Annotated in this window: 10 protein-coding genes, 1 tRNA gene and 1 other RNA gene; 9 read left to right on the forward strand and 3 right to left on the reverse strand. The window is 17.9% G+C overall.

The window, feature by feature from the left end; all coding sequences use genetic code 11:
- Window positions 1-3 precede the first annotated feature (3 nt).
- From acpS to GII40_RS00150, 6 genes are all read left to right on the forward strand, one after another.
- Entirely contained in the window at window positions 4-384 is a 381-nt protein-coding gene (gene acpS, locus GII40_RS00125) for a holo-ACP synthase (RefSeq protein WP_226813394.1), read from the forward strand.
- Between the two features lie 453 nt (window positions 385-837).
- Window positions 838-1710 carry a 16S rRNA (cytidine(1402)-2'-O)-methyltransferase gene (gene rsmI / locus GII40_RS00130; protein ID WP_226813395.1) on the forward strand — a complete coding sequence of 291 codons (873 nt, stop codon included), beginning with the start codon at window positions 838-840 and terminating at the stop codon, window positions 1708-1710.
- A 24-nt stretch (window positions 1711-1734) separates the two neighbouring features.
- Window positions 1735-2121, forward strand: an RNA gene (gene rnpB / locus GII40_RS00135) — RNase P RNA component class A.
- Window positions 2122-4077: 1956 nt separating this feature from the next.
- Window positions 4078-4350: a hypothetical protein gene (locus GII40_RS00140; RefSeq protein WP_226813396.1), complete on the forward strand. Its 273-nt coding sequence runs from the start codon at window positions 4078-4080 to the stop codon at window positions 4348-4350.
- 1590 nt (window positions 4351-5940) lie between these two features.
- Window positions 5941-6216, forward strand: coding sequence for an accessory factor UbiK family protein (locus GII40_RS00145; protein WP_226813397.1), 276 nt, complete (start codon window positions 5941-5943; stop codon window positions 6214-6216).
- A gap of 3945 nt (window positions 6217-10161) precedes the next feature.
- Window positions 10162-11214, forward strand: coding sequence for a 3-deoxy-7-phosphoheptulonate synthase (locus GII40_RS00150; RefSeq protein WP_226813398.1), 1053 nt, complete (start codon window positions 10162-10164; stop codon window positions 11212-11214).
- Window positions 11215-12343: 1129 nt separating this feature from the next.
- Here GII40_RS00150 and nth read toward each other — a convergent pair.
- Window positions 12344-12976: an endonuclease III gene (nth, locus tag GII40_RS00155; RefSeq protein ID WP_226813399.1), complete on the reverse strand. Its 633-nt coding sequence runs from the start codon at window positions 12974-12976 to the stop codon at window positions 12344-12346.
- A 1399-nt stretch (window positions 12977-14375) separates the two neighbouring features.
- Between nth and fpr the strand changes: the two genes are divergently transcribed.
- A complete protein-coding gene (fpr, locus tag GII40_RS00160) occupies window positions 14376-15122 on the forward strand; it encodes a ferredoxin--NADP(+) reductase (RefSeq protein ID WP_226813400.1) in 747 nt (248 codons plus the stop codon).
- 1232 nt (window positions 15123-16354) lie between these two features.
- Here fpr and tpiA read toward each other — a convergent pair.
- Complete coding sequence (gene tpiA, locus GII40_RS00165; RefSeq protein ID WP_226813608.1) at window positions 16355-17113, reverse strand: triose-phosphate isomerase; 759 nt, start codon at window positions 17111-17113, stop codon at window positions 16355-16357.
- Between the two features lie 2909 nt (window positions 17114-20022).
- Here tpiA and GII40_RS00170 point away from each other — a divergent pair.
- A tRNA-Trp gene (locus GII40_RS00170) sits at window positions 20023-20095 on the forward strand.
- A 1522-nt stretch (window positions 20096-21617) separates the two neighbouring features.
- Here GII40_RS00170 and rluD read toward each other — a convergent pair.
- Complete coding sequence (gene rluD / locus GII40_RS00175) at window positions 21618-22586, reverse strand: 23S rRNA pseudouridine(1911/1915/1917) synthase RluD (RefSeq protein WP_226813401.1); 969 nt, start codon at window positions 22584-22586, stop codon at window positions 21618-21620.
- 2420 nt (window positions 22587-25006) lie between these two features.
- Between rluD and pheA the strand changes: the two genes are divergently transcribed.
- Window positions 25007-26158 carry a bifunctional chorismate mutase/prephenate dehydratase gene (gene pheA, locus GII40_RS00180; RefSeq protein ID WP_226813402.1) on the forward strand — a complete coding sequence of 384 codons (1152 nt, stop codon included), beginning with the start codon at window positions 25007-25009 and terminating at the stop codon, window positions 26156-26158.
- Window positions 26159-26655: the final 497 nt, after the last annotated feature.

A 26655-nucleotide genomic window follows, 5' to 3' on the forward strand; every position in this document is an offset into this window, starting at 1 on the left:
TTAATGGTTGTTTTAGGATTAGGTATTGATATTATTGAGATATCACGTATTGAGGCTGTGTTATTACGTAAAGGTGATAATTTAGCTAAACGTGTATTATCAGTAACTGAATGGAAACGTTATTGTACACACCGGCAAAAAATTCGTTATCTTGCAAAACGTTTTGCGGTAAAAGAAGCAGCAGCTAAAGCATTTGGTGTAGGCATGAGTAATGGATTAACTTATTCTCAATTTGAAGTATATAACAATAAATTTGGTAAGCCATTGTTAATTTTACATGATCATGCAGCTGATTTTGCTAAAGAAGTTGGTATTATATCTATTCATGTATCTTTATCTGATGAGCGTTTCTATGCATGTGCTACAGTAATTTGTGAAGGATAGATTGATATTATTTTATAATAAAATTAATATTTTTTAGTTATTTAAATATACTAATTATATATTTTTTTGAAAAGCATTTTTAATTTTATAAAAAATAAATTTATATTTTGTGCATCTTAATTATAAGATAATACTATTATATTTAATAATAATTATTAATCAATTATTTATAAAATTCATCGTATTAAATAATTAATTAATATTTAAGGTATTCTAAAATAGCAATTTTATTGCTAAAATTAAGAAGATGTATTTATGTCATTCATTTAGTTAATGATATACCATATTATTAAACTAATAATTGTTATATTTATACATCAAATTAAAATAATTATGATTTTTACCAAAATAGTAAGATAATTAATTTTATATTTAATCTGAAATATATGAAAGAAATATATTAGATTTAAATATTTTCTTCAAAAATAAAGATATACCATATTGGTAAATCAAATGAATCAGTATTATCAAACAATTATTTCTGAAAAAACTCTATATATAGTTCCTACTCCAATAGGAAATTACGAGGATATTACTAAACGAGCTTTAAATACGCTGGAAGCTGTTTCTTTAATAGCTGCTGAAGATACTAGAAATACAAAAAATTTATTAAAATATTTTGATATTAATACTAATTTATGTGCTTTACATGATCATAATGAACACAAAAAGACAAACAAATTAATTATTAAGCTTCAAGATGGTCACAGTATTGCATTAGTTTCTGATGCCGGTACTCCACTGATTAATGATCCTGGATATTATTTAGTTCAGAGATGTTATGCAGTTGGAATTCGAGTTATACCTCTACCAGGAGCTTGTGCAGCTATTACTGCATTATGTGCTTCAGGTATTTCTTCTAATAGATTTTGTTATGAGGGGTTTTTACCTGTAAAAACTCAATTACGTAAAAAAAAATTACTTTCTTTATTAGAAGAGTCACGTACAATAATTTTTTATGAATCTACTCATCGACTGATTGAATCTTTAAAAGACATTATAGAAATAATGGGACATGATCGTTATATTGTTTTAGCACGTGAGTTAACTAAAAGATGGGAGAATATTTATGGTGCATCGGCAGAAAAATTACTTAATTGGATATTAGAAGATGATATGCGCCGTCGTGGTGAAATGGTCTTAATTATTCAAGGTAATCATAAAAGCAGTAAAAATATTATTGGAGTAAAAGCTTTATATACTTTAGCTTTACTGCAGAAAGAATTATCATTAAAAACAGCAATTACTCTAGTAGCTAAAATTTATGGTATTAAAAAAAATATTTTATATCAGCATACCCTTGATAAAATAAAAGATGACAAATGAAATACCATGCATTATAATAAGAACAGAGTTGACTAGATAGTCGCCGCTTTGTAATTATATTCTTAGAATATCGTAATAATTATAAAGAGGAGGAAAGTCCGGGCTCCATAGGACAAGGTGCCAGGTAACTCCTGGGAAGCATAAAGCTTACGACAAGTGCAACAGAAAAAAAACCGCCTATAAAATTTGTGTTAAACAAAATTAGGCAAGGGTGAAATGGTGTGGTAAGAGCGCACCGCGAGGCTGGTAACAGTCTACGGCAGGTAAACTCCACCTGGAGCAAGGCCAAAAATAGTTTATATAGTATGGTCCGTACTTAAACTAGGGTAGGCTGCTTGAATCAGTAAGTGATTACTAATCTAGAAGAATGACTATCTACAACAGAACCCGGCTTATAGGTCAACTCTCATAGACATACGAAACTATTATAAATTTATTAAAGTAATTTTTATTATATTAAATTATGTATATACATATAATAATATGTATATACATATTATTATTAAATATAGATAATTTAATAATTAATATTTTCAATATAAATATTATTTTATATATAAATAAATATCTAATAATGCAGCTAATTATTATTTTAAATAAAACTTATTTTTTTAATAAATTTAAACTATTATACCAGAAAAATCTTTATATAATATGTATTATAATCAACGTATAATATATTGATCTTATCAATTTTATTAATTTTTATAAAATTGAAAATTTTATAAGATCTTATTGAAGATTTTGTTGAATATTACATAATATTTTTAACTATTTAAGTATATAATTTATATGTTATTATATTATGATGTTATCAACTATATTGAGTAGTTATTATCTGCTAAATCATCAATATAAAATATTTAAGAAATATAGCAAGTATTTATTGAATAAAATAAAAGTAATTATGATTCTTTTATTAAAAATATTTTAAATACTTAAAATATTTATTCTATTTAAATTTTAATGATTTATGGAGTATTCATTATATTGAAATAATTATTATATCAACAAAAATACAGAACTATGATAAATAGTTTGTTGTGTATCAAGAAGAGCAAATAATTATTTTATCTTTCTTGCAAGATGCGAGAAATTAATATTAAGGATTATATATTATTAATATATATATTGGTTAATATCGCTAATATTATATTAAATGATTTTGATTGTATTGAGTTACTATAATATAATTATTGATTTATAAAATAAATAGTTAATATATTATTGTAGTTTCTTAGTGAAATATAAAATTAAATTTTAAGATATAACATATAATATAGTAAATATAAGATATTTTTTATTTTATATTAATTTGCTATAAGTTATTTTTATTGTATATAATTATATTACTTGATTATTAATATAATTATATGTATAAAATACATTGACAATTGAATTATATATGTTATATGTAATCATTTATATATTAAATAATAAAATATTTAAATATATTATTTTAAATATTAAAGATATTTTTAAGTAATTACTGTTAAGTAATATTATATATTCTATTCTTACACTTATTAAAAAATAATTACTTATTTAATAAAATTTACTTTTTTTAAATTATCTTAATAATATGCTTCATATATGAAAAATTATATAAATTTATTTATGTAAATAAAGATTATCTAAAGAGATTTTTTAATTATTTGATTAATTATACTTCACAAAGTATTATATTAGATATTACTTATGTAGTATAATTTTTGTACAAAAGACATAATATTTTTATTATTAGATAATGCAGATTTTTTAAAAAATATTAAATTATATAGTCTCTTATTAATTCACATATAAATATTAATATTAATTTAGTAAGTATAATATTTTAATATCTTAAGATAAGATAAGATAAAATATAATATTTATTATTAAATAGTTTATCAATAGAGTATATTTTATTTATTTAAGTTGTTTATATGATATCTTGTATATTACTTGAATATACACACTAGTGTAGTATAGATAATCAATATATGATTATTTATACGATATTATAAAGTAATAAAAAATAATACTTATGTTATTAATAATTTAATAAATATTTTTGAGATGTTTGTAAAAATCTAATCAGCATATTCAATGCTTCACAGTAAAAACTAGCATATTATGTTACTTAGCAAATAAATAAACCTCTAATGCATGAGACATAGTATCTTTATCATTAATTAGTTCACACAATACGACTGCAGGATATCTAAATCCTGCTAATTTTACTAAATAAATGGCTATTTTAGTATATGCTACAACTTTTTAATATACTACTGTTCTGTCTTCGTAATTACAATACATAATCTAGAGCATTAAGATTAATAGGTTTAGCAACTATCAAAGATAGCAGTGTATGGTTATTTAACGATCGTGTGTATAAACATTTATTTTGCTTCTAAAGCAACTTTTATAATTATAGAAAATCCAATACCTTATCGATATACATATTATTATTTATTATCATTGGTAGATTTAGCTGTAAACAATAATCTTGAGTTATACAAAGATATACATCATGCCATTACCGTGGCGAATAGTAAGAGTTGTCTGTTATTCAGTAATTTTTTAGCAGGAAAATTATATCTCTTGCATTTTTCACGATTTTTATTGTCTAATAACCATGATATCATATCCTTTACGTAAAGGAGAAAGCGCTTTTTACATATTTTATCGGAGTACTATGCTTCTTAACAGATAAAATTTAATTCACGATAAAATGATCTTATTCATAATATGCTCTACCAGAATAGAGTAGCATAAAAGTACGATATATTAGTATATGTAAACAAATATTAATTATTATCATTAAAATGAATATAAAATATACTTATTTGTATATATTACTTTTTAAGAGAAAAACTTTATAATTAGTATTTGTATATTTAATAGTATTAATAATTATTAATTATTTGTCATAACATAGACTTGTAAAATTTTTAAGAATATTATTTAAAATAATTAGCAACTCTCATCATGAATTTAAACAATTATTTTAAAGATAAATTATATCAAACTAATTATTTTTTAATAGATCTATAAATTATACATTTATGTTTATCTTAAGAGATAAGATTCAGTTATTATGAATAATATCAATATAACTTTAGATATTAGATATATACTAGATTGAATATCTGTATATTCTAAAATGTTTAATTGTGATATGAAATAAATTAATATTGATTATACTATTATTAATAATATAGAAAATTTACTTTATAGACAGTGTCTATATGCTTTATTAAATTAATATTATAATACTTACTATCTTAAATTGTAATTTTATGTAATTTTTATTATTAAAAATAAATCAATATAATAACTAATATAAAATATTTATTAATATGATTATTATATTATCCTTAAAGGATAATGTATGTGTGTATTATAGAAACTATTAAAGTTAAGAGACATCATACTTACTCATATTCAAATATATTATAATTTTTTAGTTAAGAAGAATATATATTTTATAAATTATTTGTACATATAATATCTATTATATTGACTAACCATTATAGTTATATATACTATATTAATATATAATTCACCTAAAACTACATATTTAAAATATAGCTATTATATATTATAGAATATTAACAAATAAATTATCAGTAAGATAATTAGTATATATTATATATGTATGTATAAAATATAATTTTATTAATTTAATTAATAATAATGACATATGTTATACAGTTTTCATTTATATTTATTAATATCTATTAACAGTTTAAATAATTTTAAATATATTATATCATTAAAATTTAATATTACATAAAAAATTAAAAAAATTATTTATTTTATAAAGAAAAAATTATTAAAGCAATAAGTCAGTTTATATTAAAATTATTTAGTAATACATTACCAAAATATAAAGTACAAAGTTATCTAGGATATTTATATTATTGATTATCTTAAAAAAACTAAAATTAAAAAATAATAAATGTAAAATATCAATAGATATTATTATAATAAAATATTATTAAATAATCTAGTAACGAAAACAATGTACACAAGTAAATCTTGTAAAAGATATCATTGATTATTTTAGATATTTTTTTAAATAAAAAAAATAATATAAATATATTTTATTTTTATATTGCTAATATCAATTAGAATTACGGTAAATTATTAAAAATAATAATCAAGATATTTATAAAAAAATATTATAATTTAATACAACATAGTATATATACACAATAATATCACATTATTAGGAGTTATTAATCCATGATTAATCCCAAGAAAATTGCATTTATTGCTCGTCAAGTTCAAGAATATATACCCAAAGGATTACGTGAGTTCGGAGAAGATATTGAGAAAAAGATAAATCAAATATTAGTAGCACAGTTACATCGTATGGATTTAGTAAATCGTGAAGAGTTTGATATTCAAGTTAGTAGTATTAATGATACTAACAAAAAACTTGCATCTATTGAACAACGCCTTACTATTTTAGAAAAAAAATTAGAGGTAAAAGATAGTATTATTATTAATGAAGAATAATATGTTCAATAATTATTTTATAAAAATTAAATTAATTATATTACTATTATGATAAAAAATTTTTTAGATAAAATAAATTATAGTATATGATAATGAAATAACTTTATAAAAGTTGCTAATATTATATTTAAAACATATAATATAAAGATATATAGTATAAAGATATTCAAATAACAATAACAAATTTATAAAGTAAATACAAAAAATATTTATTTTACTTATATTATAAGTACAATTATTTAATAAGAAGTTAATTTGTATATACACAATAATACATAATAATATGTTTTAGTTACTTATATAAGTATATATATTTTATCATACATAGAAAAAATTAAATTTTCTAAAAATATTTTTAATATAATTATGTTAATTAAAATATTTAGTGATCATTCATTATATGAAATATCATACATTAAAATAATTTTTCAATACAAATATTTTAATAGTAAATCTTATCATTAATTATAATCATTAAAAATGATAATTTTATCAGTATAAAACATTAATATTATATTATTAAATAAATATTTAATGTGCTATTTTTATAGTAAATAATTTAAATAGATTGCATCTATATATCACAATAATTATATTATTTTATAAGAAAATATATTAATATTTTTATAAAAATTAAATTATAATAAATAACTATAAATTTATTAAAAATTAACTTAAAATATACAAATAATTATATTGATAATAAATAGATTAAAATAATTTTTCTGTAAGATTTTTTAAATTACTAGATAATATATTTATCATATATTGATTATAAAAGATTTGTGTAATCTATATTAATTCAGAACTTTAGTTTATTCACTAAAATACAATGTTCATTGTATCAACTTAATAATTTTTTTAATACAAACAAAAACATATTATCTTTTTATTGTGTAAAGTATTAATAAAAATTATATTTATTTTTTAGTGTTTATATTACTTTTAATATTATATATAGTTTTGATAAAAAATATCTTATTATATAATATATATTGATATATAATAGTATTTGAACAAAAATATAATTATATTGTATAAAAATTAAATAATATGTTTAATACAATAAATACAAAAAATATAACTCATAATTTATAATTTTATATTGTAACTAATAATGCATCATAATAATGATGAATATCATAGTATTCCAAATCTATAGTTAGTATTTAATGTATCGTAATTATATAAATTTTCTACTTAATCATATAACTTATATATAAGATATTATCTCTATATTTACAAGTAATAATATATATATTATTTTATATTATTGATAATATATGTAACAAATATTACATATCATAAATATTAAATACCTGCTATTATAAATAGCATAGACTATAAATAATCAATTCAACAATTTAGCATCCTTTAAATATATAAAATTTATTTTATATAGTACTTAATTAAAAACAAAACTATTATTATAATAATAACTCTTGGAATTATTATTAATAAGTTACATACTTTTGAATAAAACTGTTTTAAAAAATTTATTAGCTAATATTAATGTAACTTTAAAATACATATTTAGTCGGAATAAATGATTACAAATATTATTTATTTTATTTATAATAGCTATTATCAGTATAATATATTCTATATTAAAATATTTATTATTAATAGTTTATTTTTTAATAAATTAATAAAAGAGTAATAGCTTATTTTTAATTTTTAGTATAAAATATTATTTTTATATATTTTAATTTAAGACAGATTAAATATCTTTATATGATATCATCAATAACATTATTTTTTATTTATTTTACTATACTAAACAACTAAAATTAGTTTTTTAAATATAGTCTATAAATTATTATTAAATAATGTTATTATTATTTTATATAAAAATAAAAGACTACTACTCAACGTACACTATAAATTTAATTATTAAAAAATATTCTTTAAAATAGTCATGTAATGTAAAAGTATGATTTCTATGTAGATATATGAAAATTATTTCTAATAAAAAAACTAATAAAAATAAATAATGATTATTTAAATAACAGCATAACAATAACTTCTTATAATAGTACTATTTTATTAATTAAAATATTAAAAATATGATTATTATTATAAATCTTACAAATTTTATTCTAATTCTCACGATATAATTTATAGTGTATCTATTTAATAGATTAATCTTTATTTGCTATAAAATAAATTTTTAAATATTAAACTTAGTTTAAAGTAATATTATATATTCAAATAATACAATATTTCTATGTTATAAAGATGATTAACATAATATTATATAATAAATTATCATTAATAATGAATTATCAAATTCTATCAATAGATAAGATATACTAGAACAGTTTAAGTAATGCACAGTATAATTATTATTTTATAAAACAACATAGATTAAAAAAGTAAAACATTAATTACAAAATAAATAAAATATAAAGTATATTATAAATAAGTATTATACTTATACTTATATCAATATCTTGATAACTCTGTAAGTAATCTTATTACTATAGATAATATATGAAGTGCTTGTTTTAAATTAATTAATGAAGCAAGCTTACAGTAAAAGAAATTTAAAATTTTTATATATAATATACTTTATATTTTATTATAATAATTTAATGAACTATCTATAAATAACTATATAGCACTACTATACAAAAAATAATAATAACTTTATAAAAATCTTTATGTTTTTGATATTGAAATACTATAATAATGTTAACTAATAAATTACATTTTTCTTTATTAGATTTGCTTAATCATTATAGGCATTAAATATATGCAGATACTTAATGATTATCTCTTTTAATTAGATTCTAAATATAATTTATATTCAGAAACATTTTCATATGCTATTTATTATAATACTCATAAAATTATTTATAATATAATTTATTTATTGCTTTTGATAAAGTTAATAAAACTAATTATTTAGTTTATTTATTAAATTTTTTAAAAAAATAATTTATTATATTATAATAAATAAAAATGTTTAATTTAGTCTTAATAACAGAGTATATAATTATTATTTTTTGTTTTTAGTATGTTATATATTACATATATTGATTAAATCAATATAATTGTGTAAGCAATAAATATAAAAATATTTTTAAAGTTTATATATATTCATAAAATTATTTTTATAAAATTAATAATTATTAAATGGTCTTACATGAATAATTGTTTGATTAATATTATATTTTAGCATTAAATGATTTTATATGTTATTCAACTATTAATACATTTATTAATAATAGCTATTTTATATTAAAAATTTGTATATAAAAAAAATATTACATATAAATTTCAAAAAAATAACAAATATTTTTAGTTTATGTTCAATAAAATAACATAATATTTCCTTCATGATTTTTAATAATTCTATCTCAAAAAGATATTTAAATATATTTTATATTATAGTAATTTAACATGTTTAATTACAGGATTTTTTAATCTTATTTGCAACTTTTAATAGTATTATGTATAATATTATTATATTTACTGTAATAAGTATAAAATATATCATATTGAATGATATAGTGTGTTGATTTAATATAATAATATTTATATTTAATTAAAGCTTATAAGTAAAATAATTTATTTTAAATACTGTTATTTTCATAAAAATATTTATTTATATGTTATAATTTATAATTATTGTATACCATATTTATTGTATAATATACATATTAAATACATTAATCTAGTCATAAAAAATTAATATATAAAATATTTTTTGTTTGCATTGATATAACTTTAAGTATCTCTTGAATATAATGTTTAAAGTTATATTAATATAGATAATATCGATAACATATAAGTATATATTACTGCGCTAGTTAAAAAAGAATACGTTATCTTTTTTAAAAAAACATTGATTAATATTCATTTATTAATAATTTATTTTATGATAATAATCATTACTGACTAGTGCTCCTGTCGTAAATAAAAAAAGATTTAGAGATAGTTATGCAAAATAATAATAAATTACGAACTACATTTATAGATACACTTGTTACACCAGAAGAACTAGAAAAAGAACTTCCTGTAATATCGCAGGTTACAAAAAATGTGACAGAATCACGTAAAAGAATTAAACAAATATTATGTGGCAATGATAAACATTTATTAGTTATTATTGGTCCATGTTCTATTCATGATATAGATGCTGCTATTGATTATGCTCAACGTTTAGCGGTGATGCGTAGCAAATATCAAAATAGTTTAGAGATTGTTATGCGTACTTATTTTGAAAAGCCACGTACAGTAATAGGTTGGAAAGGACTGATTTCTGATCCAAATCTTAATGGATCGTATAACGTGAATTATGGTATTCGTTTAGCTCGTCAATTATTATTAAAAGTGAATGAATTAGGCGTACCAACGGCTACTGAATTTCTAGACATGGTTACTGGTCCATATATTGCTGATCTTATTAGTTGGGGGGCTATAGGTGCTCGTACGACTGAAAGTCAGATACATCGTGAAATGGCCTCTTCTTTATCTTGTCCAGTAGGATTTAAAAATGGCACTGATGGCAACATACGTATTGCAATTGATGCTATTCGTGCTGCACGCTCTAAACATATATTTTTATCACCTAATAAAAGTGGTCAAATGACAATTTATCAAACTATTGGCAACCCTTATGGACACATTATTATGCGTGGTGGTAAATCCCCAAATTATCATGCTGATGATATTACTATTGCCTGTGATAACTTGCGTGAATTTGATTTACCTGAACATGTAGTAATAGATTTTAGTCACGGTAATTGCCAAAAAATGCATCGACGTCAGTTGGATGTTGCTGCTAATGTTGGACAACAAATTAAAGATGGATCGCAAGCTATTGTTGGAATTATGGCAGAAAGTTTTTTAGTAGAAGGAGCACAGAAAAATATTACAGGTAATACTATGACTTACGGTCAATCTATTACCGATCCTTGTCTTAGTTGGAAAGATACTGAACATTTATTAGAGATACTTGCTAATGCTGTTAGTACAAAATTATCGTGTTAATAATATTAATTTTTATTTATGTATTCAATAAAATAGTTTTTATATAAAATATGTTTAGCTATACAAGTATGAATAACATATTTTTGTATTGTTATTCATACTATAATATTTTTTAAAACTATAAAAGTTTATTTGTAGTTATGAGAATATTTTTATAAAACATACTTACATAGTATATATGTCTAATATATAAAATATGTAATTTTGTATATTTTATAATAATAAATAATAGTAATATATTGATATATTATATTAAATCTTATCCATAAACAGTACTTAATGCATCTATCTTAATGTTTAAAGATAAATACTCTTTGTAATTCTTTTATAAGAAAAATTACATGTTTAAATATTTGTTTAATTATATATATTGTAATCATTATTATTAATATTTTATATTATAAATAATAAAAATATTAATAGATAGCAATAATCATGGTTATAAAAAATATTTTAAATATTATTACTATAAATAGTATTTATTAAGTTAGTTATATTATTCATTCTTTATAAGATCAATAAAAAAATATATTGAAGAATTTTTCATTAAAAAATACTATTATATAAATCTATATATTGATTCTTTAAAAGAATATAACCATGTTATTTTATCTTTATTTCAAAATAATTAGTAAAATATAAGGAATGAACTATTTTAACAAGATAAAATTTATGTTTAGTTATTAGTATAATTATACTTACATTGTTAATGATCAATAATATCATACTTTTATTAATGACAACAAAATATATATCATATATATAAATATATGATACTTACTTTTTAAAATAATATTAAGCCATCTAATTTATAATAATAAACAGATAAATATCATAAAATAATTTAATCAAAGTATATAAGTATCTATAGAATTGTAAGTTTATTTTTAATATAGTAATACATTTTATTAAAAAATATGTTAGCGACAGATAGCTTTTATGCAACAATAATATAAACTATAAGAGTTATTTTTTAATAAATTTATTTTGTTATAAAAAATTATCAATATTATATATACGAGATCTAAAATATATATTTATATAATGCATTAAATTTATTTAATATAATCTAGTAAAAATATTATTTTTTATTACAGACTATTATATTTAATTTTTCATAAATTATTTTTTAGAGAAAAACTTTTTTATATTGACATAGATCTTCTATAATACAAGAACTACAATTAGGTTTATATGCTTTACAAGTGTATTTACCATGTAGAATAAACCAATTATGGCAATGTAGTTTAAATTTTTGAGGTACTCGTTTCATTAATTGATGTTCTATCTCATATGTATATTTACCACTTACAAAACCTGTACGTTTACAAATACGCATTACATGAGTATCTACAGCGATAACAGGCCAATTAAAAGCAGTATTAAGTACTACATTGGCTGTTTTTCTTCCTACTCCAGGAAGGGCTTCTAGTGCTGCTCGATTGTTCGGTACTATTCCATGGTACTTGCTTAATAAAATACGACAAGTTTTTACGATATTTTCTGCTTTTTTATTATATAGTCCGATATTATTAATATATTTTTTTATATTATCAATACCTAAATTTATAAGATCGTTGGGACTATGAGCAACTTTATAAAGTTGCGATGTAGCTTTATTTACGCTTATATCTGTTGTTTGTGCTGATAATAATACAGCTATGAGTAGCTCAAAATGAGTATTATATATAAGCTCAGTTTTTGGATTTGGATTTTTTTCTTGTAATCTTTGAAGAATTAATATACGTTTTTTCTGATGCATTTGTTTAATTATTTATATAAGTTAACATTATTTTTTATTATAAATAATGTATAATAACAAATATGCTTAATAGTTGTATGCAAATGTAATATATTATATTTATTATTTTCATCTATAAAATACAAAATTTTAGTCAATGATTATATGTGATTATAGTAATAATTAGTTTAAATATGTTGAATTTTCAAAAAAATTTAATGTGATATATGATATTAATTGCTCTTTTTTTAAAAATAATGTTGATAACATGTATTTAATATATATAGTATTGCATATTAATTAAATTAATAATAGTTATTTTAAGTTAATAAAATATTATAAATAATTAAGACGTTCATTATAAAATATTATCTATAAGAAGTATTATGCAATAAATATTTTTAATTAATTTTAGAAAATTAAATAAAAAAATAATTTAATTAGATATTTTAAATATTACAAAATATTATCAATATACTATTTTTTTATAAAAAATATTAAATTTTAATTAAAACAAGTAACTATATTTATTTTATTTAAGAAAATAGATAAATTTTATTTATCTGAATAATTTAATACTAATTCAATATTATAAAGTAAAAAATAATATATAAATATATAATTTCTGTATTAATAATAAATAAATCATATAATTTTTACATTAGGTATTTTGCGAATAGAAATAAACACAAAATATTAATCTCATATAATAATTATTTATTGGTATAAATAATCATTATTAATAATTTTTACTAAGAATAGCTTATATTAATAATAAAAGAATAATTTAAGAATATTAAAGATTTATGTATTTAATAGTTTATTAAAAATGCATTATATTTCGATATAAATATCAATTATTAACATAATATAATTTATTTATTGTTTTATTAAAAATAAAATATTATTAATTAATAATTTTGCTAATTAATATATTTCTAATTATTACAAGGATAATTAAGCAAAATAGTACGTAAAATTATATAATTTTATTTATATCTTATAAAGCAACCTATACTTAATAAGTATTTAACAAATTATTTTTATATATTTCATATATGTACTTAAAAAGATAATATATTCTAAATTTATTAAAAAATTTTACTAAAATTATTTTGCATTCTAATATTAATAATGACTTAAGCATTGTCTATATGTTTACTTAAAATAATTTATATTTATTAGTATATTATATATTGTATATCATAATTAATAAATATTAAAATATTATATAATATATTGTAATAATTTTATATAATTATAAAATTAATCATTAATTATATATTTAAGATATTAATAAAATTATTATTTGCGTATCTTTTAGTATAAGTTTATAATTATTATCATAGATATAATTTGTATTAGATTATGATTCTTAATGTAATGTACTTTGTATATCATATACTAGGAGTTTTTAATTATGACAAAATTAGTTACAGGTATAATTACTAAAGTGCAACATTGGACTAGTAATTTGTTTAGTATTACAGTGCAAGCACCAATCAATAATTTTATAGCAGGACAGTTTGCTAAACTTACTTTAATTATTAACGGTGAGCGTGTACAAAGAGCATATTCCTATGTTAATGCCCCTAATAATAATAATTTAGAGTTTTATATAGTAACGATATTAAATGGTAAATTAAGTCCATATTTACATAAACTGCAAATAGGAGATAATATACAAATTAGTAAAGAGTCTTCTGGATTCTTTATTTTAGATGAAATTACTACATGTAAAAATATTTGGATGTTAGCAACTGGTACTGGGTTAGGACCATATTTATCTATTTTGCAAGAAGGAAAAGATCTTGATCGCTTTCAGAATATTGTGTTAGTTCATGCGGTACGTTTTTTACAGGATTTAAGTTATTTAGCATTGATGCAAGATCTTAAACAGCGCTATAAAGGCAAATTACGTATTCAAACTGTTATTAGTCGTGAAAATGTTACGCAATCTTTATATGGAAGATTACCCATGCTTATTCAAAATGGTTTACTAGAATCTTCTGTAGGGTTAACAATTCATTCAAATAATAGTCATATAATGATGTGTGGTAATCCTCAAATGGTACGTGATACTAAACAAGTATTACAAGATACGCGTGGAATGGTAAAACATTTGCGTCGTCAGCCAGGTCATATTACTAGTGAACATTATTGGTAATGTTTCAAAGAGAATCTATTATACATATTACTTTAATTATCTATAAAAAATAATTTAAAGTAATTTAACTTCTAAAAAATATATTTTTAAAAACTATATTTTATCAGTATAATTATTATTAATTAATAAATATTAATTATTTTATTATTAATAATAAAATTTATTTAAATATTAGGTCTGTTTAAATAATATTTATTAACATTACATAAATAATATTATTATATAATTAGTTAATTAAGAATATATTTCAGTTATATTACAAATAATAAAATGATTAATATAATTTTATTAAAATAATAATATTAGTCATGGTTTAAGTAGTAAGAAATATATTTATAATTAAATATAATATAATTTTTATAATAGTTATAATTTTTAAAATTTTCATTATTAATATATATAATATTATTAATATAATTTTTATGTATCTTATTATTTGATAATAAATTATATAATAATTTTTTTTAAAATAAAATATATTCATTTTATCATATAATCTATATATTATTAGTTATATTAAAATATTAAGTAATACTAATATAAAAGTTATTACATATAATAATGTATTATATTATGCTAAATCTTTTATTATACATTATTTTTTATTAAAATAGCTTAATAATATATTACGTTATTAAATATTATAATTATTTTTATTTTTTATATTATTATTTAGTTAATTGAATTAATATCATACTTACTATCTAGTTTGTTGTTTAAGATAAAATGTAATAATTGTTATTATTAAAAAATATTTTACTAAATACAAGGGCATTATCGTTATATGATTATGTCAATTACTATGGTTTTATAAACATTTTATAATTACTACACTAATGTTTAAAAAATTGAAGTTATTAAATAATATATATGTTAGTATAGCATGATAATATATAAATAATATAATTTTATTATAGAAAGAATATATTATTTATATATGCAATAAATATTATATATCATATATACTATTTTTATTTATTAATATCATTATAGTAGTCAATAATTAATCTTTAATAAAAAAATTAAAATACCTTATAGAAGGTTGTAATGTTAAAATAAAAAAATATTTTATATTATACTGAATTATTAAAATATCTCTGATAGAGATCAAAGAGATATTATAATCGTTTAAAGATTATTGTATTTATCTTGAAAAATAAAAGTTTTAAGATAAATACAATATTAACATTATACATCTATAAAAAAATAAATAATTATTTATCTATATAATTTTATTTACAAGATTTAACAATTAGAGCAAAAGTATCAGCTTTTAGAGATGCATTTCCTACTAATGCGCCATCAATATCTGGCTGCATAAATAGTTCAGCAGCATTTATAGAATTGACAGATCCACCGTATTGTATTAAAATTTCTTGAGCAGCTTTAATATTATATTGAGCAATATGGTTACGAATAAATTTATGTATATCTTGAGCTTGCTTCGGGGTAGCAGATTTACCAGTACCAATGGCCCATACTGGTTCGTATGCTATAACTACATCTGTAAAAATATCAGATGTGCCTAAGATTTTTAATATTGAATCTAGTTGATGTGCACAAACTATATAAGTACTACCAGATTTTCTTTGTGCTTCTGTTTCACCAATACATAAAATAGGTATTAACCCCATTTCTTTTACTGCAATAAATTTTTTTGCAATTAAAATATCATTTTCTTTATGAAGAGTACGTCGTTCAGAATGACCTATAATAATATATTTAACCCCAATATCTTTTAACATTTGTACAGAAGTTTCTCCTGTAAAAGCACCAATTGTATTAATATCAACATTCTGTGCAGCTAATAATATATTCGACCCTACTAAAGCATGCGCAGCGCGTTCTAAATAAACCATTGGTGGAGCGATAACTACTGTACAAGAAACTATTATTTGATCAAGTTCTTGACGTATCTTAAGAATTAATTCATTAACCATATTCTGGTTACCATTTAACTTCCAATTTCCTATTATAATTGATTTGCGCATTATTTTTCCAATTTTAGAAGACATAATAATCCCAATTTATTTAATTGGTATATTTAAGTATTACGTATTATTTTATTATTAATTATATCAACTGATATAATTAGTTCATGATAATATCATATTACGTTATTAAATATTTATTTTAATGAAGATTAAATTAAATATAATTTATTAAGATAATATTATACACAATATATATTAATATCATAATCATATTAGTATAATTATGTATCAAGATATAACAATAATATACTTTATTCGATTTAGTTAGTGTATTTAAGATACATAAAATATTTATATCATATTAATATTAAAATAGTTTTTTTAAAACAAAATGAATTTTATTTAAAATATCTTGCATTATAGATAAATAATAAAAATTATATTTTTAATATTTATTAAATTTATACTATTTTTAATAAAATAATAATTTTATTATTATTTTTGCTTTAAAAATATTTAATAAATACTTTATAATTTTTATATTATATTTTTGTATATTAATATATTATATAGCTATATAATATTCTATATTACATGTAATATACTCTTTTATAAAATAAGAGTTATAATAAATAAATTATTTATTTTATTATACTTGAATAATTATATTAAATAATTAATTTTTAAAAAAATTTTAAGATAAAATTATTTTTATATAAAGATATATAATAGAATGTATATAATTATATTTAAGTGTTATCTGTTGTTTGAAATTAGTAAATAATATGTTGATATTAATAATTATTTATTATTAAAAAATATAGATTATTATATGTAATTGATATGCAATATAGAATATTAATAAATTATAAAATCTATATAACCTATATAATTAGTAATTAATATATACTATATTTTAAAGATTTTTAATTTCAACTAAATATAATTAGTAAGTTAATTCTGAAAGTATATAAAATAATAATTTTTATGAAGTAGTATAAGTTATTATCAATATAATTAATATTATATTTTAATATTTAATTTGAGAAAAATAATATAATTATATTATTATTATAATAATATAGATTTATTATCTTTAGTATATTAATAATATATATGTATGTATTATTATTTAAATAATATGATCAATAAAATAGTGAATTTCATGATAATTAAATGAAGTGATATATAGTTAATAAAGTAGATTTTTCATAAAAAATTAAATATTTGATAAAAAATAATATAGGTACTTAATGTGCGGTAGTAGTTTATTTGAATACTTATAAAAATTAAATAATTAATATAATGATTTTATAAATTAATGATATTTTATATATTAGACATATAAGTTAATATATTAGATATATCAATATAACTATAATGATGATATATTTTTTATATATATGTATTAAATAATACATATATATTAAATAAATGAATCTTAAGGCAATACCAAACGATAATAGTAATTATATATTTTTATTTTTATCTATTAGAATATATTAATATATTTTTTAATAATTATAAATTATATAATTGCATTGATTTATAAGGCATAATATAATTTTTTATAAAACCAGAGGTAATAATTAACAAATTTATTATATATTATTATAATAACTATTTTGTATGTAATGTTAATGTTATATCTTAATTTTTATATTAAAATATTTTTTATTTTTTATTGATCTATATAATATATATAAAATATTATACTACTTTTAAATATCTATATTAATTTATTAAATTATCTTAACATATAATTACATACTCAATTATGTATATAATTCTTTTAGAGAATACAGTATAATTAATTAATATTGTTATATTTATTTCAATTATATTCAATAATTAACTTATTAAATAATAAAAAATATTTTTTAATAAAAAATCTTAATTAGTTATCATATAGTCAATATATCTTATTTACTTAGTAACTTATATGATATATAATATTCTAATATTATATTAGAATAATAAATATAAATAATTTAGCATATTTTATATTAGTATAAAAATATTAGTATATGTGTTATTATATTAATTTTTAGTAAAAACGTTTTACTTATTGATCTTTAATGAATTTTGAAATTTACTTAGTAAACAAAAAAATATTTTTTATTCTATTATTTATTAATACATTATAATTTAGTAATAACAATTTTGCAATTAATAAATGATTGTTGTATTATCCAATCAATCTTAATAATATATATATTAATTATAGTGATAGATTTTTTATATTTAAAAATTTTTTTAAGAAATATTATTCTATTATATAATGATTAATATATTTTTTAAAAACTAATTATTAGTATATTAATAATAACAGCATATATAAGGTATTTAGCATTCATTATACTGAATAACATTTAAATAATTATTTTATCTTATTTATATTATTAGCATAATAAATTATATCATATAATTAGTCTATATTAATATAAAATATATAAAAAATATTAATTTTGTTATTGAGCATTATCATGAAAAAATATTATTAAATAATAATAAACGTAATGAATGACTCTCTTAATTATACAAAATATTTAATGGTTATTTATATAAATAAATTTTAATAAGAATTTTCTTATTATAAGAATAGTACTTATACTACCATGAGTAATACTTGAATAAACAGGTATATAATTTTTATAAAAATATTAAATAATTATTATTTATCATAGTATTAAAAATTATAGTATTTTTAAATACATAAGTTATTTATTAGATTAATAATCTTATATTTTTAAAAAGTTTTTATTATTATGCTATTTATAATTAGTTTATATAAATTACATATGCTATAATACAATAATTAATTATGATAAGTAATAATGTTCAAAAAAATTTATTACTGATAATAATAAAAATAATTAATAAATAAAAAATTATTTATTAATAATGTTTATCTATTATACAAATAAATAAGTTATTATTTACATAAGTAAGTTTTATCACTATTTAGGGGCGTAGCTCAGTTGGTAGAGCACCGGTCTCCAAAACCGGGTGTCGCGAGTTCAAATCTCTCCGCCCCTGCAATATAATATTTTTAATTTTGTTGTAATATTAAAATATAAATCCATAATATTGTGTAGTATATTTAATACAAACTTAATAAGTTTTAATTATTAAAAATAATATTTTTATTAAATTAAATTTTTTAACTTAAATTCAGCAAATAATATATTATTTTCTGTTAAAAATATTGTTATATTGATACATTATTATTGTAAATATTATTAAATTAAAAATTTATTATAGTTAGATCATTTATCTACTGTACTATACAATAATACCTTAAAAATATTATAAATATAATATTCTGTTAACACATAATATAATTATTTTGATTAATATATTACAAACAAATACGATATTTATGTGTTTATATTAATAGTAATGAATATATTATCAAGTAGTTATGATATCTGATATAACATTTGTATATTACATAATACTAATTAAGTGTTTTATTATAATGATAAATTTTTAATATTAATATTTTTAGTTAAGTTACAATACTTAAATTAATTAGTAAATATATTAAGAATAGAACTAGAAATACTAAAAATTATAATATTAATTATATATAACATTATTTATTATTAATAATTATTTGATAAATAAAATAAAAAATATAAAGTAAAGATTGTATAAATTGTTATAATTTGTTATATATAATTAATATATCTTATTAAATAGATTAACTATAATACCAGATACATTATAAATTTTAATTTAAAAGATAATATATAAATATTAATATATATGCAATTAAATTAGATAGTAACTTATTTTAATATATTACTTTTTATAAGTATAATGATCATAACATTAATACATAATATTATAATTTAATTTTAATATCTTAATTAATAATTTATGATATATATTGTTAATAATAATTAATGTGTTTATTTATTAGTAATATATAGTATATGATATTTAATATTTATTTATAATCATATTAATTTAATATAATAAAATACATAATTACATACCAATTTAATATATTACAAATAAAATACTTTTGTTATTAGTATAATCCTCAACATTAAAAAATGTTACAAAATTATGAAATAATAATTTTCTGATTAAATAATTATAATCATTATTTTAGATTACATAAAATAAATGTATATAATTTTAATATTATCTTTTATCAATAAATAAGTATTTCTTTATGTAAGATATTTATTTAATATATAGTCATATAATAATATTTTATAACTTGAGTAACTTGATTAATATATATTAATTTTATTATTATAACATAATATTTATATATTATATAAAATTCTTACAATATCTCTTAATATAATTCAACATAATAAATATGTTTGCATATAATATATATACCTATATATACCTATATATACTTATAGTAAGTATAATATATTAAAAAAGAATAACACAATATATAATTGTTAGTAGATTATATATAATTTTATTATAAATAAATTATTTAGTACAAGAAGTCATTAATAATATTTAATTATATATGATATACAATCAATAACATTATAAATATAATATTACTAATTTATTTATAATGAAATTATATATTTTTTATATAATTAATATCTGTCCGTAATACATTAATTAATTCAATCATATCTCTAGGTAATGGAGCATGCCATTCCATATGTACTCCACTAATAGGATGATATAAGCGTAACATTGTTGCATGTAGTGCTTGACGATCAAAATTATTTAGTACATATAAAAGTTCTTTGGATGCTCCTTTAGGAGGTCTAGGACGACCTATATATATATTATCTCCAACAAGTGGATACCCGATATGTGCCATATGCACACGTATTTGATGCGTACGGCCAGTTTCTAAACGTAAACATAAACGCGTATGCATACGAAATTTTTCCATAATACGATAATGCGTAATTGCTGGTTTACCTAAATGACTTACAGTCATATGTGTACGTTTTATAGGATGTCGAGCGATAGGATCTTTTATTGTTTTACTACCTGTAGTCATTATACCCATTGCTATAGCTTCATATTCACGTGTAATTTTGCATCTCTGTAATGCTTGAATTAAATTAGTCTGAGCAATTAAATTTTTTGCTACGACCATCAAACCTGTAGTATTTTTATCTAATCGATGTACAATACCTGCACGCGGTAAATGAACACTATATGGATAGTGATATAATAATGCATTGAGCATAGTATCATTTTTATGACCAGCACCAGGATGTACTACTAAGTTATGTGGTTTATAAATTACTACAATATCATTATCTTCATAGATAATATTTAAAGGAATGTTTTGTGGTTTCCAAGTTTTTTCTTCTATTAATGCATTAATAATAATTTTTTGACCACCTAAAACTTTTTCTTTAGGTTTTTTGATAATTTTACCGTTAATTTGAACTCGTTCATCTAATATCCATTTTTTTATACAAGATCGTGAATAATCAGGAAATAATTGAGCTAAAGATTGATCTAGACGATAACCTAATTGTGATTCTATTATTGTTGCAGTTAGTTTTATTTCTTGTGTCATATTTTGTTCTTTTATAAAAATTATATATTTTAATTACTATTATAATATTATATTTAATATTTATTATATTTTATTAAAAAATTATACTCTTGCATTAAATTATTCTATAAATACATCATTTATATATTATTTTATATAAAATTATGTTTATACTAATCTGTACTTAACTATTACAAGTTAATTAAAATAATAATTATTTTCAAAAAATATCTATTACTTAGATATTAAAATATAAATATATTATAGAATCTACTTTTTAAGTAAAATGTAGCAATTTAAGAAATTTTTTTTAAAAAAATTATTTTATAATTTATTTTAATCAGCTGATGTTAGTAAAGAATTAAGTTTAATTTTTATTTAGTACTGTAACTCGATATATATAAAATATATTTATCTTCTTGTGATTTAATCGAAATTAGTATAGTGCTGTAAAATTTATTTTGTAGAGAGTATAGTAGATATATCAGCTATGCATGTATTTTACAATATGTCATACTATTATTTATAATAAATAACCATGTATTATTAAAATAATAAGTTTATATATAATATATTTTAAAAAAATATATATAATAATTTGACTTATATTTTATTAAAAATAATTAATATTATAAATAATTATTAATTATAAAAATTTTAATGATTATATACCACAAAATAAGAAAATATTTTTTATTTAGAATCTTTATCATTGTAATTATTTTAATAAAAATAACAAATATACCTTTATATTATAGTTATTTTATAAGGTAAGATACAATATATTATATCATGCTCCTTAAAATAATAATGTATATAATATATATTATATTTAATATATAACAAAATTACATATTTTAATGCATATTACATTGATATATCTTACTATATAATAGTAAAAAATATCATTTTATTAAATAATATAAATTAAAAAATTATTATATTTTCATGAAATAAACATATTATATATTTTTAAATAACATATGTTATAAAGACATATTAATTTTTAATATATAAATACTAACTATTAAAATATAATAATTTTTTGTTATTATTTAAGTAATTATTAATTTACTTAAAAAGTAACAATTTTATTGAAAATTGTTTATATTTTATATCATTCATACTATGAATTAACCTTATGAATTATATTATATGATAAAATATATTTATTATTTTTATAAAATTCAAATAAGTTATTTTTAATAATAAGTATGGCTTAATTAATTTAAATAATTTTATTTTAATATTTTATTTTTATTTATTTAAACATATAATATAATAAAAAAAATGTTTTCTCTTAATATAGTTATTAAATAATATAATAATTTTTATAAACTTACTTAAGTTCTTAAATAAAAATATTTTTTTGTTTGGTATATAAAAAATAGCTATAATTTTTTAAAAAAACATAATAATTAAAAGAATTTTATTAATATATAAAATTTACAAGACAATAATTAATATCATTTCTATATATTTTATAAAAAAATTATATTATGCTATCATTAATCATGATATTTTTATTATTAAATAAATTTTTTATCATATATAACAATTATAGTAAATTATTAAATGTTTAATATTGTAATAATATGTAGTCAAATATATTAAAAGTAATAAAAATTTTACTTTTTCATAAAAGTACAATATATAAATATTTTTTATTATTTATCCTGGTTCTTAATATGAGTATATAACTAATTATTTTATAGAAAATAATAATATTTATTAAAATAAATAACTATATTTCTTATATATTAAATAATATTGTATTTATTAAAATAATGAATACAGTAAATATTAATATATCTATAAAAAATAAATTAATTATTAATAAATAAAATTTTTTATTTTTTAATAAATATTATTTTTGTGTATAAGTGCATATATAAATATGTGATAAATATATTTATTTAATATATCCTTAAAAGACTTAGAATATATCCTGTTATATACTAAGAATCAATATATCATATATATACTTATTCAACCAAAAAATAAAAATTATCTATATCATTTACGTTATTTATTATTCAGTATATATTATATATAAAAAATTATATATAAAGATTAAATATACACAAATATGCTTAAAATAGCATTAAAGATATTACTTGCTTAAAATAAAATATAAAGTCATATCAATAAATAATTATATTATTTATGAATCTCGTTAAAGATTGCTTATAAAAAATTATAATATAAAGTATTACAATTAGCATCACCTTAGTAAGGTAATGCTAATTACTAATATATTAACTATAACTAGATTTTTATTTAGTATTATTTTGTATTACAATGTTTATTAATAAAGTTGTATTTCACATGTATACATGTATATAAGGAAATTATAAAAGTTTCACAAAAGTCAATCAGATATTCTTGATTTTTATTATTATGTAATACATAATCAAACTTAATATAAAGAAAGGCTTGATATGAACATAGATAACCCATTACTAATATTACGTAAACAGATTAGCGCTATTGACAGTAAATTACTTGCATTGTTGAGCGAACGTCGCACTCTTGCAGAGTCTGTTGCCGTAGCTAAACAAAAAAATCATCGCCCAATTAGAGATAAAGAACGTGAACGTGAATTACTAGCTTTATTAATAGAACAAGGTAAAACACTTAATCTTAATGATGATTATATTACTAAATTATTTCAAATAATTATTGAAGATTCTGTATTAACTCAACAATCTTTACTACAAAATCAATATAATCAAAAAACAAAACAATCAGCTCGTATTGCATTTCTTGGTACTAAAGGATCTTATTCTCATATAGCAGCCCGTCAATATGCTAATCGTCATTTTGAACAGTTAATTGAATCCGGATGTCATAGTTTTAAAGATATCTTTAATCATGTTGAAAATGGGCAGGATGATTTTGCAGTATTACCAATTGAAAATACAAGTTCAGGATCGATTAATGAAGTATATGATCTCTTACAAGACACTAGTTTATCAATTATAGGAGAATTAACAATACCTATTAATCACTGTATACTAACAGCAAGTCATACGTTACTTAGTAATATTAAAACAGTTTATAGTCATTCACAACCATTTCAACAGTGTAGTAAATTTATTAATAATTTTCCAGAATGGCAAATTAAATATTGCGACAGTACTGCTACTGCAATGAAAATTGTTGCAAAATTAAATTCTCCACATGTTGCAGCTATTGGTAGTGAAGCTGGAGGATTACTCTACAAGCTACATATTATAGAAAAAGACTTAGCTAATCAACAACAAAACATAACTCGTTTTATTATATTAGCACGTAAAGCAATTAAAGTATCATATCAAGTACCAGCTAAAACAACATTAATTATAGCAACTGGTCAGCAATCAGGTGCATTAGCAGAGGCGCTTTTAATATTTCGTGAACATAATATTGTAATTACAAAGTTAGAATCACGTCCTATCCATGGTAATCCTTGGGAAGAGATGTTTTATTTAGATGTGCAGATTAATGTTAATGATATAGCCATGAAAAAAGCTTTAAAAGCATTAAATTACATTACTCGCTCTCAAAAAATATTAGGATGTTATCCGAGTGAAAATATAGTTCCAGTTTAATAATTAAAAATGTTATTTTTTCATAAAAAATAAATATACTATAATCAGTTATGATAAATAACATATAAAATATTAATGTTATTTAGAAAATACTTAAATTTATATATGATTTGAATATCGTAGATAGTTATTTTGTATTAGTATATACTTTACTTGTTATTACAAGTATATTATATATAAAATATAATAACTTGTAATAATTTTGTATATAATACAACTATCTTAATTATAAATAATTTGTATATCTTTATACTATTGCTTTAATAGCAATAAATCATACTGTAAATTATTAATAATATAATTATTTTTAACTTAGTTAAATTACATAGTCTAATTTCTTTTAAAAAGTTAACTTATAGAAAGATTATTCTTTAAATAATTATCTTGTTATAAGTTAACCAAATATATTTTATTAAATTTTATAGTTTTAGTCATAATCATTAATATATTAAAATTATTACAATAATCATGTTTTATTATATATATTTTGTATTATA

This window comes from Candidatus Profftia lariciata (genome assembly GCF_020541265.1).
Taxonomy (GTDB): Bacteria; Pseudomonadota; Gammaproteobacteria; order Enterobacterales; family Enterobacteriaceae; genus Profftia; species Profftia lariciata.

Excerpts from the sequence above, each read along its gene's own strand:
- acpS (WP_226813394.1), top strand. The coding sequence starts at position 4 with ATGGTTGTTTTAGGATTAGGTATTGATATTATTGAGATATCACGTATT.
- rsmI (WP_226813395.1), top strand. The coding sequence starts at position 838 with ATGAATCAGTATTATCAAACAATTATTTCTGAAAAAACTCTATATATA.
- GII40_RS00145 (WP_226813397.1), top strand. The coding sequence starts at position 5,941 with ATGATTAATCCCAAGAAAATTGCATTTATTGCTCGTCAAGTTCAAGAA.
- GII40_RS00150 (WP_226813398.1), top strand. The coding sequence starts at position 10,162 with ATGCAAAATAATAATAAATTACGAACTACATTTATAGATACACTTGTT.
- nth (WP_226813399.1), bottom strand. The coding sequence starts at position 12,976 with ATGCATCAGAAAAAACGTATATTAATTCTTCAAAGATTACAAGAAAAA.
- fpr (WP_226813400.1), top strand. The coding sequence starts at position 14,376 with ATGACAAAATTAGTTACAGGTATAATTACTAAAGTGCAACATTGGACT.
- tpiA (WP_226813608.1), bottom strand. The coding sequence starts at position 17,113 with ATGCGCAAATCAATTATAATAGGAAATTGGAAGTTAAATGGTAACCAG.
- rluD (WP_226813401.1), bottom strand. The coding sequence starts at position 22,586 with ATGACACAAGAAATAAAACTAACTGCAACAATAATAGAATCACAATTA.
- pheA (WP_226813402.1), top strand. The coding sequence starts at position 25,007 with ATGAACATAGATAACCCATTACTAATATTACGTAAACAGATTAGCGCT.